The sequence below is a fragment of the Microbacterium sp. M genome (assembly GCF_045181065.1).
GTDB lineage: Bacteria > Actinomycetota > Actinomycetes > Actinomycetales > Microbacteriaceae > Microbacterium.
In genome coordinates this window covers 3,726,563-3,742,930 of sequence record NZ_CP173721.1, presented here as the reverse complement: position 1 = coordinate 3,742,930, position 16,368 = coordinate 3,726,563, and the positions used below count along the sequence as shown (strand labels likewise).

Genomic DNA, 16,368 nt, shown 5'->3' with positions numbered 1-16,368 from the left:
TCAGAGCTGCTCGAGCCTTTCGGCCAGCAGACCCGGTTGCTGCAGGGGGATTCCGTGCCCGGCATCCGGGACGAACTCCAACGCGCTCCCCGGCAGTGCGCCGTGCAGCGCTTCCGCGGACGACCGCAGGAGGCTCTTCTCGCGAGACCCCGCGAGAATCAGTGCCCGGCCGGGGAAGGCGCTCCACCGGTCGGGCACGGTGAAGCGGATGTTCTCGCCCACCGCGGCGACGAGGCTCTGTGCCGTCATCGCAGCCGATGTCCGCAGATAGTCGTCAAGCAGCGCGGGAGGGACGAAAAGCTCCTTCGCCTGCAGGCGGGCAAACCATCGGACCCGGGCGAGGCCGGACGTGGCCCGCAGCAGGCCCAGAGTGAGACCGGGAGCCGGCGTCGGTTTCGCCTGGGCGCTGATGACGACGACGCGGTCGACGAGGTCAGGGCGCGCCGCCGCGAGCAGCACAGCCAGCTGGGCACCGAGCGAGAAGCCCACGACTGCCGTGGGAGAGGGCCCGTCGTCCTCGAGAATCGATACGAGGTCACGAACCGTGTCGTCGTGCGAGGAGTACGGCTCCTGCGCACTGCGATCGTGGCCGGGCAGATCCGGGATCAACAGATGCGTTCGGTGATCGAGGTGCTCGCGCAGCGGCGTCCACATCCACCCGCCGACGCCACCGCCATGGAGCAGCAGGACGCGCGGTCCCTGCCGGTCTCCATGGTGCTCGACATGCATACAGCGGCTCACGCCTTCCTGGTGCGTGCGACGTAGATCGTGTTGGACGAGGTTCCGCCGGTGACCGGATTGTCGAAGTCGACGACATGCGCGATCGCGTCGTCGAAGACGGCATCCAGTTCGGTCATGAACTCGTCGTCCGGCGGATCGTCCGACCACAGCGCGAACACGCCGCCCGCGGCGAGATGCCTGTCGAGAGAGCGCAGTCCGTCCGCGTCGTAGAGATCCGCGTGCGTCGGGTCCAGCTGGTGACGCGGCGAGTGATCCACGTCGAGGAGGATCGCCGAATATCCCTGATGACCTTCGGGCGGCGCCGCGCGTACGAGAGCGAAGAAGTCGGCCTCGACCAGTGTCGTGCGCGGATCGCCGACGAGCTCAGCGGACGCGGGCAGCAGCCTCCGCTCGTGCCACGAGATGACCGTGCCGAGCCGATCGATCACCGTCAGCGCGCTCACTCTCGGATCGCGGAGTGCGGCAACCGCCGTGTATCCGAGACCGAGCCCTCCCACCAGGACGGAAAGCCGCTCACCGACCACGGCCGCGAGGCCCAGATGCGAGAGCTCTTCTTCAGCGACCGTGAACAGGCTCGACATCAGGAACTCGTCGCCGAGCTTGACCTCGTAGATCTCCTGGCCGACCGCGGGCTCCGTGCGCCGTCGCAGGGTGAGCTCTCCGATGGGGGTCTGCTGCCAGTCGAGTTCTTCGAACCGAGCGATCACTGCGGCATCCCTCCGTCTTCGGCCACACTACCCCGGGTCGGGACACGACGATCATCGGAGGTCGCCAGCGGCGCGGCCGCACGAGCGGGGTCGCTTTGGTCGCGCCCCACAGGGATCACGCGTCGTCGGTGCCGGGGTGTCAGGATGCCGGAAGGCAGCGACAAGGAGAATCGATGACGACCTCGCCGATCAAGAAGACCTACGACGCTCTGCGTTCCCGCCCGTTCGGGAATCGGATCTTCAGCACGATCGTGAGCTTCACGGCTCCGTACTTCCGCACCATCCGCCCCGCGATCATCTCGCTGGAGCCGGGGCGAGGGGTGGCGCGCATTCGCGACCGCTGGGGCGTGCGCAATCACATCGGCACGGTGCACGCGATCGCCTGCTGCAATCTCGCCGAGCTCGTCGCCGGCACCACGATCGACTACTCGCTGCCCGAGTCGCACCGCTGGATCCCGAAGGGCATGAACGTGGCGTACCTCAAGAAGGCGAAGGGCACGCTCACCGCCATCGGCACGATCGAAGGACTGGACACGCTGGAGGTCGGTGAGGCGCGCGACGTCATCGTCGCCGTCGACGTCACGGACCGTGCAGGCGTCGTCGTCGTGCACGCGGACATCACGATGTGGGTGACGCCGCGCTCGGCATCCTGACGCGCGGCGTCGGCCGTGCCCGCTACGGCACGATCGCGTCGATGTAGCCGCCGTCCACGCGGACCGCGGCACCCGTCGTGGCCGACGCCAGCGGAGAGGCCAGGTACGCGACCATGTTCGCGATCTCCTCCGGTTCGATCAGCCGCTGCAGCAACGACTGCGGGCGGTGCAGGCGCATGAACTCGCGCTGGGCGTCCTCCCAGGGCAGCGCACGGTCGACCAGTTCGTACACGAACGTCTCGACACCGCCCGTGTGGGTCGGACCTGCCAGCACGGAGTTCACCGTGACGCCGGTGCCGGCGGCATCCTTCGCGAATCCGCGGGAGACCGCGAGCAGAGCCGTCTTCGACATGCCGTAGTGGATCATCTCGGCGGGGATCACGACGGCGGAGTCGCTGGCGATGTTGAGGACGCGACCCCATCCGCGCTCCTTCATGCCGGGCAGCGTCGCGCGGATCAGGCGCACGGCGGCGAGGACGTTCACCTCGAAGTAGCGGCGCCACTCGTCGTCGGAGATCGTGAGGGCGTCCTCGGCGCCGAAGATGCCGAGGTTGTTCACCAGCACGTCGACGGGCCCGGTCGCGGCGAGCACGGCATCCGTCCCATCCGTCGTCGTGACGTCCCCAGGGGCGGCGACCAGGGTGCGGTCCGCGTTCTCTACCCGGAGCTCGGTGATTACGGATGCCACGGACGACGCGCTGCGTCCATTGATCGCGACGCGAGCCCCGGCATCCGCCAGTGTCGCGGCGATCGCGCGGCCGATGCCCTGGGTCGAGCCCGTGACGAGGGCGGTTCTGCCGGTGAGGTCGATGCGCATGGGGATCCCTTCGTTGCTGCCGACCGTAGGTGCAACGCGGCGGATGCTCAAGACATGCCCGCGCCTAAGCTGGGCGCATGACGAATCGGACCGCAGTCATGCCGGAGCTCGGACGCATCGAGATCGTCGATCGAGTCGTTCCCGAACTCGCCCCGCGACAGGCTCTCGTGCAGTTCGAATCCGTCGGGGTGTGCGGATCGGATGCCGCGTACTTCACGGTCGGCTACATCGGCGACTGGGTGGTGGATGGACCGATCGTGCTCGGCCACGAGGCATCAGGGCAGGTCGTCGCCGTCGGAGCCGACGTCACACAGGTCGCCGTCGGCGACCGTGTCGCGATCGAGCCGGGTACGCCCTGTCGCGACTGCGCCGACTGCATGGCCGGCCGCTATCACCTGTGCCCCGATCTGGCGTTCCTCGCGACGCCGCCGTACGACGGGGCCCTCACACAGCTGCTGGCCATGGATGAGCGCAACCTGTTCCGGATGCCGGAGAGCATGTCCTTCGACGAAGGAGCGATGCTGGAGCCGCTGTCGGTGGGGATCTGGGCGTGCCGTCGGGCGGGATTCCAGGCGGGGGACAGCGTGCTCGTGACCGGCGCAGGCCCGGTCGGTGTGCTCGCCGCTCAGGTCGCGCGGGCGTTCGGTGCCTCACGCGTCCGCGTCGCAGACGTGTCGGACTATCGCCTGGAACTCGCGGCATCCCTCGGTTTCGAGGTCGAGAAAGTGGGTGCCGAAGCCTCGCACGAGCCGGAGTTCGACGTCCTGCTGGAGTGCTCGGGCGCACCGAACGCGCTCGCCGACGGGCTGTGGCGGCTGAACAACGGCGGACGGGCGGCCATGGTCGGAATGCCGAAACAGGCCGTCGAGCTGCCGCTGTCGAAGCTGAACGTGCGCGAGCTCTCGGTCGCGCTCGTCAACCGCTACGCGCACACCTGGCCGACCGCGATGGCGCTCGTCGCCGACGGACGGGTGGATGCCGCGGCGATCGTCACCCACCACTTCGGCTTGTCCGAGACGGCCGAGGCTCTGATGCTCGCGAAGACGGAGCCGAATTCGATGAAGGCGGTCATCCGGCCGCAGGAGTGAGGATCCCGGTCACCTTGCGATGAGGCGGTGCGCCGTGCCGCGCGCGATCGCGTCGAGCTCGGCCGCAGCCAGAGACGATGCCGTGAGCTGCAGCATGCTCGCCTCCGGCGTCTGGACGGGATAGCCGCTGCCGAAGACCCACCGGCCGTCCTCTGCGCCCAGCGCATCGACGATGTTCAGGGGGCCGTTCACATGCCAGAGGTCGAGGAAGGTGTGCGGGAGCGCGATGTCGTCGAGGTGGCGACGGGTCTGCTCCCACTCCTCGATGCGCAGCCCGCTGAGCAGGATGCGCGTCCGCGGCGCTGATCGGATGAGGTCGGCGATCTCGTGCGGCTGCGGCTCCTCCGCTGGAAGGTGCGGGTGGCGGACCCTGGCATCGTCGAGACGCACGAGCACCTGCAGCGGAAGATCCAACTCGACGCAGGCCGCGGCGAGGTCGCGCGCGGCCCCCGCGGGATAGCCGTGGATGCCAGGAGCGATCCGGATGCCGGCGACGCCCTCCGCTGCCATCCAGGCGAGCTCCCGTTCCCAGGTCGTCTCCGTCGGGTCGAGGACCGCGAAGACGCGGAACAGGTCGTCGCCGCAGCGCCGGAGGGCTTCCGTGTTGCCGGAGCGGGTGTCGAAGCCGAACAGTGCCGCGAGGTGCGAGACCCACACCGACGAGAGCGCGTGGCGCTGCGCGTACGAGCGGAGGTCCTCCGCGGATGCAGCCGCCCGCAGGCGGAACGGCCACTGGCCCAGGTGGCAGGTCGTGTCGACCGCATCCAGCTCGCGGAAGTCGTCGAGCAGGCGGATCGCCGCCGCCCCGATCACGTCGCCACCTCATTCAGCCAGCGGCGAGCATTGGCTCCGAGCACGCGATCGAGGTCCTCGGCATCCAGCCCGGCGCCCAGGACCTTGCCGACGTTCTCCGCCAAGCCGGAGTGGTGCAGGTCCGATCCGAAGGCGACGCGGTCGGCGCCCAGGCGCTCGACCGCGATCGCGACCTCGCCCGCCCCGATGATCGTGCCGGAGGTGTCGATGGCGACGTTCGCATAGGGCCGGACGGCGTCGACGGCTGGTTCCACCCGACCGCCGAGATGCGCCATGAGGAACCGCGTGTCCGGGTGGCGCGCGGCCGCTCGGGCGACGTGCTCTGCGGTGCTCTCGAAGGGCAGCTGTCCTGTCGTCTTGCGCCACGCGTGCGTGAGCACGATCAGGCGGTGCGCCGCCGCGTACTCGAGATACGGATCGACGAGAGGATCGTCCGCGAATGTCGAGACCCAGAGCTTGATGCCGATCATCCCGGCGTCCTCGACGCAGCGCCGGAGATCGGCCATCGTGGCGGCACCGCCGCGCGGATTCACGTAGCAGTATCCGAGGAGGCGGTCGGGGAACCGGGCCATCTCCGAGATCATCACGTCGTTCATGGCCCGCACGTCCGACGGGCTCGGATGGTGGACGTAGGCGCCGATGTTGCTGCACAGGAAGGTCGAGATCCCGAGTCGCTCGCCCTGCGCGAGGATCGCGGGATCGAATCGCCCCTCGCGGAGATGGGTGTGGGCATCGATGCCGCTCATGCGATGCCCGCCCATGCGCGGTCGAGTCGGCGCAGCGCATCGTCGATGTCGGCATCCGTATGGGCCCGGTTCACGTACACGACCGAATAGAGAGAGACCCCTTCGGCGAATGCCGCTCGCAGCAGCCGGGGGATCAGCTCGGGATCGTCGGAGACGAACTGCGGGCAGACCTCGAGCCCCGCGAGCCGGGCCGCGATGCCGTGACGCATCAGGATGCCGTTGATGCCGTTCTGAAGCCGCGAACCGGTTCGGTGCAGTTCCGCGACGACGTCCTCGTCGCGGAACGCGGTCATCACGGCGACCCCCGCCGCGAGCGAGAGCGTCTCTCCGCCGTACGTCGAACTGACGACGACCTCGCCGCGGTCGAGGACGCCCAGCACATCACGTCGTCCGCAGTACACGGCGAGCGGCATCCCGTTCGCGATCCCTTTGCCGTACACCGCGAGATCCGGGATGACGCCGAAGCGCTCCGCGACGCCGCCGATCGCGATGCGGAAGCCCGTCACCATCTCGTCATACGCCAGGAGTGCGCCGTGGTGCGAGGTCATCTCGCGCAGGCACCCGTAGAAGCCTGCGGCATCGGGGAGGGAGGGATAGTCGGCGGCGACGAGCACGAGCGCGATCTCGGACCCGTGCTCAGCGAACAGCGCGGCCAGCGCCGCTCTGTCCTCCCACGCGACCTGATGATGCAGCACGGCGAGCGAAGCGGGGACGCCGGGGACGACGTCCACCGCAGCGCCGGGGAGCACGCGGGCCCCTGGGGCAAGGCTGTTGAGCCAACCGTTGTAACCGATCTGCACGACGCGGTCGCGTCCGGTGCTGGCGCGGGCGATGCGGATGACGGCCGCCAGCGCTTCGCCGCCCGTCTTCAGGAACCGAGCGGCTTCCGCGCCCGGCACCAGCTCGCAGAACAACTCGGCCGCGATCGTCTCCAACGGATGCGGATGCCCGAACAGGATGCCGTCGGCCAACTGCGCGCTGATGGCGGCATCCACCGCTGGGTCCGCGTAGCCGAGCGTGACCGGACCGAGCGCATTGCGGAAATCGATGAACTCGCGGCCGCGGTCGTCCCAGACCCGGCACCCGCGACCCCGGACGATGACCTCCGGCTCCTCGGGGAGCAGCGCGGGCGCCTTGGAGTTCGTGCTCGACCCCACGGGCATGACGGCGAGGGCGCGCTCCTTCCAGCTCTTGTCGTGCGCTGCGGTCATCATCGTCCTTCGTTTCGCGCCGTCAGGCGATCGTCATCACTTCGCCGCCAGCGGCGGCCGACGCCTGCGCGGCTTTGACGATCTCCACCGTCCGGACTCCGACGCCCGCGTCCGGCTGCGGACGTCTGTTCTCCCGCAATGCGGCGACGAATTCCGTCAGCAGCAAAGCGTCCAGGTCGGGTCCGGTGGGAGCCCAGGTCTCGCCGGCCGCATCGTGGCCGGCGATGCCCTTCGCGAACGGGCTGACCGTGAGCGTCGCCGTCTCCGTGACGATCTGCAGCGTCAGACCTCCCCAGGTGGGGGAGGAGACCGGCCAGCTCCACGAGCAGTCGATCGTCGCGATGATGCCGCTCGGGTAGCGGACCGTGACCATGCCGCCGGTCTCGACCTGCAGGTCGTGGTCCGCGTACAGGATGCCGTTGGAGACGGCTCTGACGGATTCGGCTCGCTCGCCGAGCAGCTCGTCCAGGAGGTCGGCGCAGTGCACGACGTGATCCACGAGCGCCCCTCCTCCGGCGAGGTCCGGATCGGTGAACCAGGCGCGATCCGCCGGCAGTTTGCCGTTGTTGATTCCGGTGACGCCGAGGACGCGTCCGAGTGCCCCGCCGCGGATCTGCGCGAGTGCGTCACGGAATTCCGGGGCGAAGCGCACGGGATAGGCGACCATGAGCGTCACCCCCGCCGCATCGCACGCGGCACGCATCGCGACGGCGTCGTCGACGCTCGTCGCGAGAGGCTTCTCGCACAGCACATGGACGCCGGCGTCGGCGGCGCGCAGCACCAGATCGCGATGGCGCGCGTTCTCCGCTGTCACGATCACGGCATCCGGCTTCCACGCGAACGCCTCGTCGTAACTGTCGACGTAGGCGACACCGAGCTCCGCGGCCAGTGCTGCTCCGCGGAGCGCCGCATCGGGCGCCGATGCCCCGTCGGGGTCGGCGGCGAGCAGTTCGACGTCCGGCATGCGCTGCAGCGCGGCGACGTAACTGAGCGCATGCCCGTGCGCGAACGACAGGAGGGCGATCTTGAGCGTCATCGGGAGACCTCCGCAAGAGTGACAGGACGGCCGGAGGCGATGGATTCGTACGCGGCCTCGGCGACGGCGACCGCCGCGACCCCGTCCGCTCCCGTGACGCGTGCGGGCGACCCCTGACGCAGCGCGTCGACGAAATCCGCGATCTCGCGGAAGTAGGGGCTGTCGGTCGGCGACATCGGCGGCATGTAGTCCGTCGCCGCGGTGGGGAGCGCGTCGACGCGGAGGGAGGAGTCCTCAGCGCTGCGGTATGCGAGTCGGCCGAGGCTGCCAGACACCTCGACGCTGGTGCGGAACGGGAGACCCGGTGCGACCCACGTCGCCTGCAGGTGGGAGATCGCGCCGCTCGCGTGGGTCAGAACCACCTGAGCTGTCACCGGTCGGGGGACGACGTCGTCCACGGTGGGTGGATTCTGCACCGAGTACACGCTCACGGCCGGCCCCGCGAACCAGAGTGCCTGATCGATGTCATGGATCATGAGATCGCGGATCACCCCGCCGCCGGCGCTCTCCTGGAAGAACCAGGGCGTCGATGGCGCTGATCCCATACGGAAGAAGCGCTGCGTCGCCACTTCTCCGATCGCGCCGGCATCGATCTGCTCCTTGATGCGGGCGTACTCGGAGAAGTACCGCACGACGTGGGCGGGGAAGATCCGCACACCGGCTGCTGCTGCCGCATCGACGATGCGCTGGGCCTCGGCGGCCGTCGGCGCCAGCGGCTTCTCGCACACGACATGGACGCCGGCCTCGATCGCGGCGAGGGCGAAGGCGGGATGAGTGCCGCTCGGCGTGACGATGTCGACGACGTCCACCTGGGACAGCAACGTCGGCACATCAGGGGCGACAGCCATCCCGAACTCTGCGGCGATCGCTTCTGCGCCGGCGAGGGACGTCACGATCCCCTCGGCGCCGAGGGCGCGCCAGGCGTCGGCGTGGACGCGGGAGATGCCGCCGGCGCCGATCAGGCCGACTCTGAGCACGGACATGGAGCTCCTTCTGCGGGGTTCAGACGCCGACGGCGTCGACGGACGCTGCCGGTGCGAGCGGGGTCACCGGGGGCGGAGACATCTGCGGGATGCCGTAGACATCCTCGATGCACCGGTGGAAGGCGAAGATGAGGGCGCCGTGCGCTGCAGCATCGGCGCCGAGTCGCGCACTGACGATGGGCACGTCGATCGGCAGGCCGATGTGGCGTCGGACGGCATCCCGCAGCGGGGAGAGCAGCCGTTCGCGCGCCAGCGAGAGACCACCGCCGATGACGACGATGGCGGGGTCGACGGTCATCACGAGGGTGGCGATGCCGTGCGCGAGCTCGTCGACGAAGGCATCCAGCTCCCCCTGTGCGGAGCGGTCGCCCTCTTCGGCCCGGCGGAACACGGCTTCGGCCGACTCCGCGCTTCGCCAGTCGATCTGCCCGGTGCGGGCATTCAATCCGCGGAACGCGAGACGCCCGATGTCGCCGGCGACGTTGTGCACGCCACGGCGTGCACGCCCGTCGAAGATCAGTCCGGCGGCGATGCGGTTGCCCACCGAGAGATAGAGGACCTCGTTCACCAGGCGCGCCGCGCCGAGATGGTGCTCCGCCACGGCGGCGAGCCGCACGCCGTTGTCGACGACGATCGGGCAGCCGAAGGCGGATCGAAGATGGGCGACGATGTCGATGCCCGCCCAGGTGGGGATGACGACCGAGGCGATCACTCGCCCGCCGTCGTCGACGATGCCGGGGAGCGAGACCCCGACGGCACGGAAGCGGCTCAGCGGGATTCCGGCAACGTGCGCGGCATCCGTGACGACCTGGACGACCTGGACGAGCTGGGTGGCTCCATCGGCATCCGCGTCGAGTCCTGGAGCCGTCGTCTGGGCGATCACCGCGCCGGACAAATCCGCCAGCACGACGCGGATGCTGTGCGCTCCGACGTCGACGCCCGCGACGACCCCGCCGGCGTCCTGGAACGCGAATCGCCGCGCCGGGCGGCCGGCGCCCTTGGCACCCTCGGCCGGTGCGTCGCCGACGAGACCGCTGTCGAGAAGTGCGCCGAGCGATGTCTCGACCGACGTGCGCGACACGAGCAAGGCGTGAGCGAGCTGGGTGACGGTCGCCGGTCCGTGCTCCCGGAGGTGCAGCGCCAGTCGGACGGGAAGCGGTGCCGGTGCCTGCTGGCTCATGCGCCCCTCCCTTTCGTCGTCGCGGGAACGTGCGAACAAATTAGCACACCGATCTCTCGAAAATCGAGATGTGAATCTTCGCCGCGTCATCCGCCGAATTCACGTGGTAACAAACTCGTTACATGAGAACTCTTGACCAATTATCACAGCCTGCTGTCATAATGGCACCACCCTGGACGGTTCAGCAAAGGAGCACCATGCGAGTCAAGAAGTTCATCGGCGCAGTCGCAGGACTTGCCGCCGTCGGCCTTGTGGCCGGATGTTCGGCCGGAGGCGGCGAAGCCGCTTCCGGTGACCAGCACGTCACCGTGTGGCTGTACCCCGTGATCGCCGATGAAGCCGCTCACAAGGAGTTCTGGGATCAGACGATCTCCGACTTCGAGAAGGCGAACGAGGGGATCACGGTCGACTACGAGATCTTCCCGTGGGCGAACCGCGACGAGAGCCTTCAGACCGCGATCGCGGCGAACAAGGGTCCCGATCTCGTCTACCTGATCCCCGACCAGCTCACCGCGTACGAATCGTCGATCGAGCCGATGGACGACTACCTGAGCGATGAGCATAAGGACCAGATCCTCGAGAACGTCACGGAATCGATCACCCTCGACGCCGGCATGATGGGCGCGCCGCTGCTGACCAGCGCGATGACCCTGATCTGCAACCAGGCCGCGTTCGATGCTGCCGGGGTCACTGAGTTCCCGGAGACCTGGGACGACATCAAGGAGATCGCGCCGGCGTTCGCGGATGCCGGGATGTACGCCCTCAACTACCCGGCATCTGCCGAGAACACGCTCAACATGACTTACTACCCGTTGCTCTGGCAGGCCGGCGGTGAGGTCTACACCGATGACGGTGAAGTCGGCTTCGACAGCCCGGAAGGTGTGAGCGCGCTCGAGTTCATCACCGAACTCGCCGAGATGGGTGCGCTCGACCCCGACGCGCTCACGACGTCGGTTCCGCTGGAGCAGACCGCCATCGCGCAGGGCAAGGTCGGCTGCACCTGGAACAACTCGGTCCCTGAGCTGGAGCCGTTCTGGGGCGAGGAGAACATCCGCGTCCTTGCGCCGCTGACGGATGAGGAGTCCGTGGCCTACGGCACGGTCGGGTCGCTGTCGATGCTCAAGAGCACGGAGAGCAAGGACGCCGCAGGCGCCTTCGCGGAGTACGCGACGAGCGCCGAGGTCATCAAGCCGTACCTGGAGGCCTCCGGTTTCTTCTCCGCGCTCGACACCGACCCGATCTATCCGGCGGACTCGCTGCTCGGCCAGGTGGAGCAGTACGTCCCGCTCACAACCGTCGGCGAACTCGCCGAGAGCTCCCGTGCGCTGATGGGTGTGCTCTCGCCGGAGATCCAGGCGTCGCTGCTGGGGCAGAAATCGCCGGAGGACGCACTGAACGACGCGGCGACGGCCGCAGAACCGCTGCTGAAGTGACCCGCTGATGACGGGGCGCATCTCCGATGGTGCGCCCCGTCATCGAGCCGAACGAGGTGTTGAACATATGACCACGACCAGTCCCACGAGGAAGCGGCCGGGCCTGACGACCCGCGTCCTGGCGCGACGGGAAGCGCGGGTGGCGCTCCTGTTCGTCCTGCCCGCGTTCCTCCTGTTCCTCGCCTTCCGCTTCGGGCCGGCGATCGCCGGCGTCGCGCTGAGCTTCTTCGACTACGACATCTCCGGCGAGATCGCGTGGCGAGGGCTGGATCACTTCCAGCGGCTCATGGCGGACCCGTTGTTCTGGCGCGCGCTGTCCACGACAGTGCTCTACACGGTGTTCGCCGTGCCCATCTCGCTGGTGCTCTCCACCGTGATGGCGCTCGGCGTACGCCGGGCGTTCAGGGGCTCGCGCTTCTTCCGCTCGATCTTCTTCCTGCCCGTCATCACCTCGCTCGTGCTGGCCGGCTCGATCTTCGTCTGGATCTTCTCCAGCAGCGGTCCCTGGTCGGCGCTGATGACGCCGCTCGGCCTCGGGGGATCCTGGCTCGCCAGTACCGTGCTCGTCATCCCCGCGATCGTGGTCGTCGGCGTGTGGTCGCGATTCGGCTACGGGATGATGATCATGATCGCCGCGATGCAGGACATTCCGCGTGAGCTCGAAGAGGCAGCGCTGGTCGACGGCGCGAACGCCTGGCAGCGATTCCGATTCATCATCCTTCCGCACCTGCGGCCGACGGTCTTCTTCCTCGCGGTGATCGAGACCACCGCCGCCTTCCAGGTCTTCGACGTCATCTACGTGATGACGCAGGGCGGCCCCGCGAATGCGAGCTATTCCCTCGTCTATCTCATCTACGACCAGGGCTTCAAATACTTCGAATACGGATATGCGGCCGCGGCCGGCGTCGCGCTGTTCGTGATGACCCTCATCGTCGCGCTGATCCAGCGCCTCGTGATCGGAAAGCAGAAATGACCACCGCTCTTCGCACCGTGAACCCGCGCGGCAAGCAGCGCTCCTTCCGCGCACTCGAACCCTCGGGCAAGGGGATCCTGCTGCGCTGGCTCTGGCTGGGCATCGCGGCGATCTTCAGCTTCTTCCCCTTCTACGCGATGGTCGTGCTGAGCCTGAAGCCGGACATGGTGGTCGACTTCCCGGCCTCGCTGCTGCCCTGGGGAGACATGTCCGTCGCCTCGTACGAGCAGGTGCTCGGAGGGCAGAACCTCCTGGTGTGGCTGTTCAACACCCTGGTCTACTCGCTGGTGTCGGTCGTGGCCGTGCTGTTCCTCTCGGCGATGGCCGGGTACGCCTTCGCCAAGAAGCGCTTCGCCGGCAAGGAGGTCATCTTCTGGTCGTTCCTGTCGATGGTGATGGTGCCGTTCCACGTCACGCTCATCCCGACCTTCATCCTGATGGCGAACCTCGGCGGCGTCGACGAGTACTGGGGGCTGATCCTTCCGACGCTCGCGAACGCGCAGGCGGTGTTCCTCATGCGACAGTTCATCGAGGGCCTGCCCGATGAGCTGTTCGAGGCCGCGCGCATCGACGGCGCCGGCGAGTTTCGGATCTTCCTGCAGATCGTCCTGCCGCTGTGCAAGCCCGTTCTGGCGACGCTGGGCATCTTCGTCTTCCTGTGGCACTGGAACGACTTCCTGTGGCCGTTGATCATTGCGAAGTCGAACGACATGTTCACCCTCACGGTCGGCATCTCATCGCTGCAGCAGCAGAACGTTCCGCTCAGCGTCATGCTGGCCGGGTCGGTGGTCGCGCTCATCCCGATCTTCATGGCGTACCTCATCGCGCAGCGCTATGTGCAAGAAGGCGTCACCGGGACAGGGATCAAGGGCTGATGGAAGGAAGAGAACACGTGACACATCAGGGATTCGCTACGGAGGCGGAACTGGAACAGGCCCTCGGCACACCGAGTGCAGCACTCGTCGAGGATCTGGCGAAGGGCAGTGGGGATCTCGTGATCCTCGGCGCCGGAGGGAAGATGGGGCCCACCCTCGCGATGCTCGCCCGGCGCGGACTCGACGCGGCAGGGAGAGCGCAGGACACCGTGTACGCGGTCTCCCGCTTCGGTGACGCCGATGTCCGCGCCAGACTGGCCGCGGCGAACGTGGAGGTCGTCCCGTTCGACCTGATCGACAGCGACGACCTCTCGGGACTCCCGGACGGCGAGAACGTGGTGTTCATGGTCGGTGCGAAGTTCGGCGCGGCGACGAACGCCTCCTGGGCCTGGGAGGTCAACGCCGCCCTGCCCGACCGCATCGCCCGCCGCTATCGCGACAGCAGGATCGCGGTTCTGTCGACCGGCAACGTCTACCCGTTCGTCGCCGCGGCATCCGGTGGAGCTGACGAGCAGGTGCTGCCCGCCCCGATCGGCGAGTACGCGCAGTCCTGCCTCGGCCGTGAGCGCGTCTTCGAGTTCGGTGCACAGGAGCGCGGAACCCGGGTGGCGATCATCCGGCTGAACTACGCGATCGATCTCCGGTACGGCGTCCTCGCCGACATCGGCCGTGCCGTGCACGCGGGGGAGCCGGTCTCGCTCGCGACCTCGAACGTGAACGTGATCTGGCAGGGCTATGCGAACGAGGTGGTCCTGCGCAGTCTCACGCACGCCTCCGATGAGGTGTTCACGATCAATCTCACAGGTCCTGAACTGCTCAGCGTCGAGTCCATCGCCCGGCGCTTCGCCGACCTGCTCGACACCGAGGTCTCCTTCGTGGGAGAACCGCAGCCCACCGCGCTGCTCAGCGACGCCCGCCGATGCATGGCGCTGTTCGGCTATCCGGCCGCATCGGCCGAAACGCTGATCGAGTGGCAGGCGCAGTGGCTGCGGGACGGGCTCCCTCTCATCGCGAAGCCGACGAAGTGGGCCGTGCGGGACGGGAAGTTCTGATGCCGGCGATCCCCGCGCTGCGCCCGGCTGCAGCGGAGACCCTGTCCACCGGCGCCGTGATCCCGGCGCATCCGCTCGCACTCACCGCGCAGCGCACGCTCGACGAGAGACGCCAGCGGGCGTTGACGCGGTACTACATCGCGGCCGGCGCCGGTGGGGTCGCGGTCGGCGTGCACACGACGCAGTTCGAGATCCGCGACCCCGAGCATGCGCTGTTCGAGCCGGTGCTGGCACTCGCGGCCGAGGAGCTCGATGCGCGGGCAGACGAACGGCTTGTGCGGGTAGCCGGAGTGTCCGGCGGTACTGCACAGGCCGTCGCCGAGGCCGAACTCGCCCGTTCGCTCGGATACGACGCCGTGCTGGTGAGCCCACGTGTGCCAGGGGCGGATGATGCGCAGCTGCTCGATCGCGCCCGCGCCGTCGGCGAGGTGCTGCCGATCATCGGTTTCTACCTTCAAGAGGCCATCGGCGGGCCTGTCCTCGACCGGGCGTTCTGGCGTGCGTTCGCGCAGATCCCGTCCGTCGTCGCCGTGAAGTCCGCTCCCTTCGACCGCTACCGCACACTGGAACTCGTGCGGGGCGTGGCCGAATCGGGACGCGCGGACGACATCGCGCTCTACACCGGCAACGACGATGCGATCGTGTCCGACCTGCTGGCGGAGTTCCACGTGGAGTCGCCGCAGGGCCCTCGCACGATGCGTTTCGTGGGTGGTCTGCTCGGGCAGTGGGCGGTCGGCACCCGTGCCGCCGTCCGGATGCTGGAGGCGGCGCATCGCGCGGCGGCCGGCGACGTCCAGGCCTACCGCGACCTCGGTGCCGTCTCGGCGGACATGGTGGACGTCAACCAGGCCGTCTTCGATCCGGGCAACGACTTCCACGGCGTCATCGCCGGCGTGCACGAGGTGCTGCGTCAGCAGGGGCTGCTCGAGGGCGTCTGGTGCCTGGATCCGGCCGAGGGGCTGTCGCCGGGGCAGTCGGAGGAGATCGCTCGGGTGCGACTGGCGTATCCGGCGCTGCACGACGATGCGTTCATCGCCGAGCATCGGGATGCGTGGTTGTCGTGACCGCACCGGTGATCGTTGCCGTCGTGCCCGAGGGGCTCATGCGCGAGTTCTTCGGAGACGAGGACCGAGAGATGCTGGAGCGCGCGGCCGGGATGCTCGGCGGCGGGTTCCTCCACGTCGACGCGTTGGCCGATGTGCCGGACCTCAGCGCCGTGAAGGTCATGATCACGAGCTGGGGCGCGCGCCCCTTCGACGCCGCGGTGCTCGCCGCGATGCCGGCTCTGGAGCTGGTCGCCCACACCGGGGCGAGCATCCGCCCGTTCGCCACCGACGCCCTGTACGACCGCGGCGTCCTCGTGACGCAGGCCGGCGCCGGTATGGCGCGCTCCGTGGCCGAGGTATCGCTGACGTTCACTCTCGCGCTCCTGCACCGGGTGCCGCAGATGCACGACGCACTGCGCCGCGGCACCGGCTGGTGGGAGCCGACGCTCGTCCAGCACGAGATCTTCGGCGCGCGGATCGCGGTGATCGGAGCATCCCGTACGGGACGGGCGTACCTGGAACTGGTCCGCGCGCTCGGGGCTGACACGATGCTCGTCGACCCCACACTGAGCGCAGACGAGGCCGCTGTTCTCGGAGTTCCGCTTCGCCCCCTGGACGACGCGCTCGCTGCGGCAGCCATCGTCGCCGTGCATGCGCCGACGCTGCCGGAGACGCGCCACCTCATCGGCGCGCGCGAGCTCGCCCTGATGTCCGACGGTGCGGGATTGGTCAACACGGCGCGGTCCTGGCTCGTCGACGAGCAGGCGCTGCTCGCCGAGCTCGCGACGGGCCGTCTGTCCGCGGCGATCGATGTCTTCGACGAGGAGCCTTTGTCGGACGACAGTCCGTTCCGCTCGGTGCCCGGGGTGCTGCTCACTCCGCACCGTGCCGCCGGGACCGAAGAAGGGCGGCGACGCCAGGGGCGGATCGTCACGACCGAGATCGGCGCCTTCGCGGCAGGCGACCCGTTGCAGCACGCGATCAGTCGCGAGCAGCTGGCGGTCATGGGCTGAC

At 68.5% G+C, this 16,368-nt stretch carries 17 protein-coding genes; 8 read left to right on the top strand and 9 right to left on the bottom strand.

What is annotated here, in order from left to right:
• Both ACI7YT_RS18175 and ACI7YT_RS18170 read right to left on the bottom strand, forming a co-directional pair.
• Positions 1-741 carry an alpha/beta fold hydrolase gene (locus tag ACI7YT_RS18175; RefSeq protein WP_406247580.1) on the bottom strand — a complete coding sequence of 247 codons (741 nt, stop codon included), beginning with the start codon at positions 739-741 and terminating at the stop codon, positions 1-3.
• Positions 738-1,448, bottom strand: a complete 711-nt coding sequence (locus tag ACI7YT_RS18170; RefSeq protein ID WP_406247578.1) for a spermidine synthase — start codon at positions 1,446-1,448, stop codon at positions 738-740. The genes ACI7YT_RS18175 and ACI7YT_RS18170 overlap by 4 nt, the downstream gene beginning before the upstream one ends.
• A 173-nt stretch (positions 1,449-1,621) precedes the next feature.
• Here ACI7YT_RS18170 and ACI7YT_RS18165 point away from each other — a divergent pair, with 173 nt between their 5' ends.
• Positions 1,622-2,101: a hotdog fold domain-containing protein gene (locus ACI7YT_RS18165; RefSeq protein WP_406247577.1), complete on the top strand. Its 480-nt coding sequence runs from the start codon at positions 1,622-1,624 to the stop codon at positions 2,099-2,101.
• A gap of 22 nt (positions 2,102-2,123) precedes the next feature.
• Here the strand turns inward: ACI7YT_RS18165 and ACI7YT_RS18160 are convergent, their stop codons facing one another.
• Positions 2,124-2,918 carry an SDR family NAD(P)-dependent oxidoreductase gene (locus ACI7YT_RS18160; RefSeq protein ID WP_406247575.1) on the bottom strand — a complete coding sequence of 265 codons (795 nt, stop codon included), beginning with the start codon at positions 2,916-2,918 and terminating at the stop codon, positions 2,124-2,126.
• Between the two features lie 77 nt (positions 2,919-2,995).
• On the opposite strand from ACI7YT_RS18160, the gene ACI7YT_RS18155 reads away from it, so the two are divergent.
• A complete protein-coding gene (locus tag ACI7YT_RS18155; protein ID WP_406247573.1) occupies positions 2,996-4,006 on the top strand; it encodes an NAD(P)-dependent alcohol dehydrogenase in 1,011 nt (336 codons plus the stop codon).
• Positions 4,007-4,015: 9 nt separating this feature from the next.
• On the opposite strand, the gene ACI7YT_RS18150 is transcribed toward ACI7YT_RS18155, so the two are convergent.
• Genes ACI7YT_RS18150 through ACI7YT_RS18125 form a run of 6 tightly spaced genes read right to left on the bottom strand, consistent with a single transcriptional unit; the run spans position 4,016 to position 9,975 of the window.
• Positions 4,016-4,819 (bottom strand): amidohydrolase family protein, encoded by an 804-nt coding sequence (locus tag ACI7YT_RS18150; protein ID WP_406247572.1) that lies wholly within the window; start codon positions 4,817-4,819, stop codon positions 4,016-4,018.
• Positions 4,816-5,565 (bottom strand): amidohydrolase family protein, encoded by a 750-nt coding sequence (locus ACI7YT_RS18145; RefSeq protein ID WP_406247571.1) that lies wholly within the window; start codon positions 5,563-5,565, stop codon positions 4,816-4,818. The genes ACI7YT_RS18150 and ACI7YT_RS18145 overlap by 4 nt, the downstream gene beginning before the upstream one ends.
• Positions 5,562-6,776, bottom strand: a complete 1,215-nt coding sequence (locus ACI7YT_RS18140; RefSeq protein ID WP_406247570.1) for an aminotransferase class III-fold pyridoxal phosphate-dependent enzyme — start codon at positions 6,774-6,776, stop codon at positions 5,562-5,564. The genes ACI7YT_RS18145 and ACI7YT_RS18140 overlap by 4 nt, the downstream gene beginning before the upstream one ends.
• A gap of 22 nt (positions 6,777-6,798) precedes the next feature.
• Positions 6,799-7,812, bottom strand: a complete 1,014-nt coding sequence (locus tag ACI7YT_RS18135) for a Gfo/Idh/MocA family protein (RefSeq protein WP_406247568.1) — start codon at positions 7,810-7,812, stop codon at positions 6,799-6,801.
• Positions 7,809-8,795 (bottom strand): Gfo/Idh/MocA family protein, encoded by a 987-nt coding sequence (locus ACI7YT_RS18130; protein ID WP_406247566.1) that lies wholly within the window; start codon positions 8,793-8,795, stop codon positions 7,809-7,811. Before ACI7YT_RS18130 ends, ACI7YT_RS18135 begins: the two co-directional genes overlap by 4 nt.
• 19 nt (positions 8,796-8,814) lie before the next feature.
• Positions 8,815-9,975, bottom strand: a complete 1,161-nt coding sequence (locus ACI7YT_RS18125) for an ROK family protein (RefSeq protein WP_406247564.1) — start codon at positions 9,973-9,975, stop codon at positions 8,815-8,817.
• Between the two features lie 197 nt (positions 9,976-10,172).
• Between ACI7YT_RS18125 and ACI7YT_RS18120 the strand changes: the two genes are divergently transcribed.
• The 6 genes from ACI7YT_RS18120 (at position 10,173) to ACI7YT_RS18095 (ending at position 16,367) form a co-directional block, all read left to right on the top strand.
• Entirely contained in the window at positions 10,173-11,408 is a 1,236-nt protein-coding gene (locus ACI7YT_RS18120) for an ABC transporter substrate-binding protein (RefSeq protein WP_406247563.1), read from the top strand.
• 67 nt (positions 11,409-11,475) lie between these two features.
• Entirely contained in the window at positions 11,476-12,381 is a 906-nt protein-coding gene (locus tag ACI7YT_RS18115; protein ID WP_406247561.1) for a carbohydrate ABC transporter permease, read from the top strand.
• Positions 12,378-13,256, top strand: coding sequence for a carbohydrate ABC transporter permease (locus ACI7YT_RS18110; protein WP_406247559.1), 879 nt, complete (start codon positions 12,378-12,380; stop codon positions 13,254-13,256). The genes ACI7YT_RS18115 and ACI7YT_RS18110 overlap by 4 nt, the downstream gene beginning before the upstream one ends.
• A gap of 17 nt (positions 13,257-13,273) precedes the next feature.
• Entirely contained in the window at positions 13,274-14,308 is a 1,035-nt protein-coding gene (locus tag ACI7YT_RS18105; protein WP_406247557.1) for an NAD-dependent epimerase/dehydratase family protein, read from the top strand.
• A complete protein-coding gene (locus ACI7YT_RS18100; RefSeq protein ID WP_406247556.1) occupies positions 14,308-15,372 on the top strand; it encodes a dihydrodipicolinate synthase family protein in 1,065 nt (354 codons plus the stop codon). The genes ACI7YT_RS18105 and ACI7YT_RS18100 overlap by 1 nt, the downstream gene beginning before the upstream one ends.
• Entirely contained in the window at positions 15,360-16,367 is a 1,008-nt protein-coding gene (locus tag ACI7YT_RS18095) for a hydroxyacid dehydrogenase (RefSeq protein WP_406247554.1), read from the top strand. Before ACI7YT_RS18100 ends, ACI7YT_RS18095 begins: the two co-directional genes overlap by 13 nt.
• The last annotated feature ends 1 nt before the right edge of the window (position 16,368 follow it).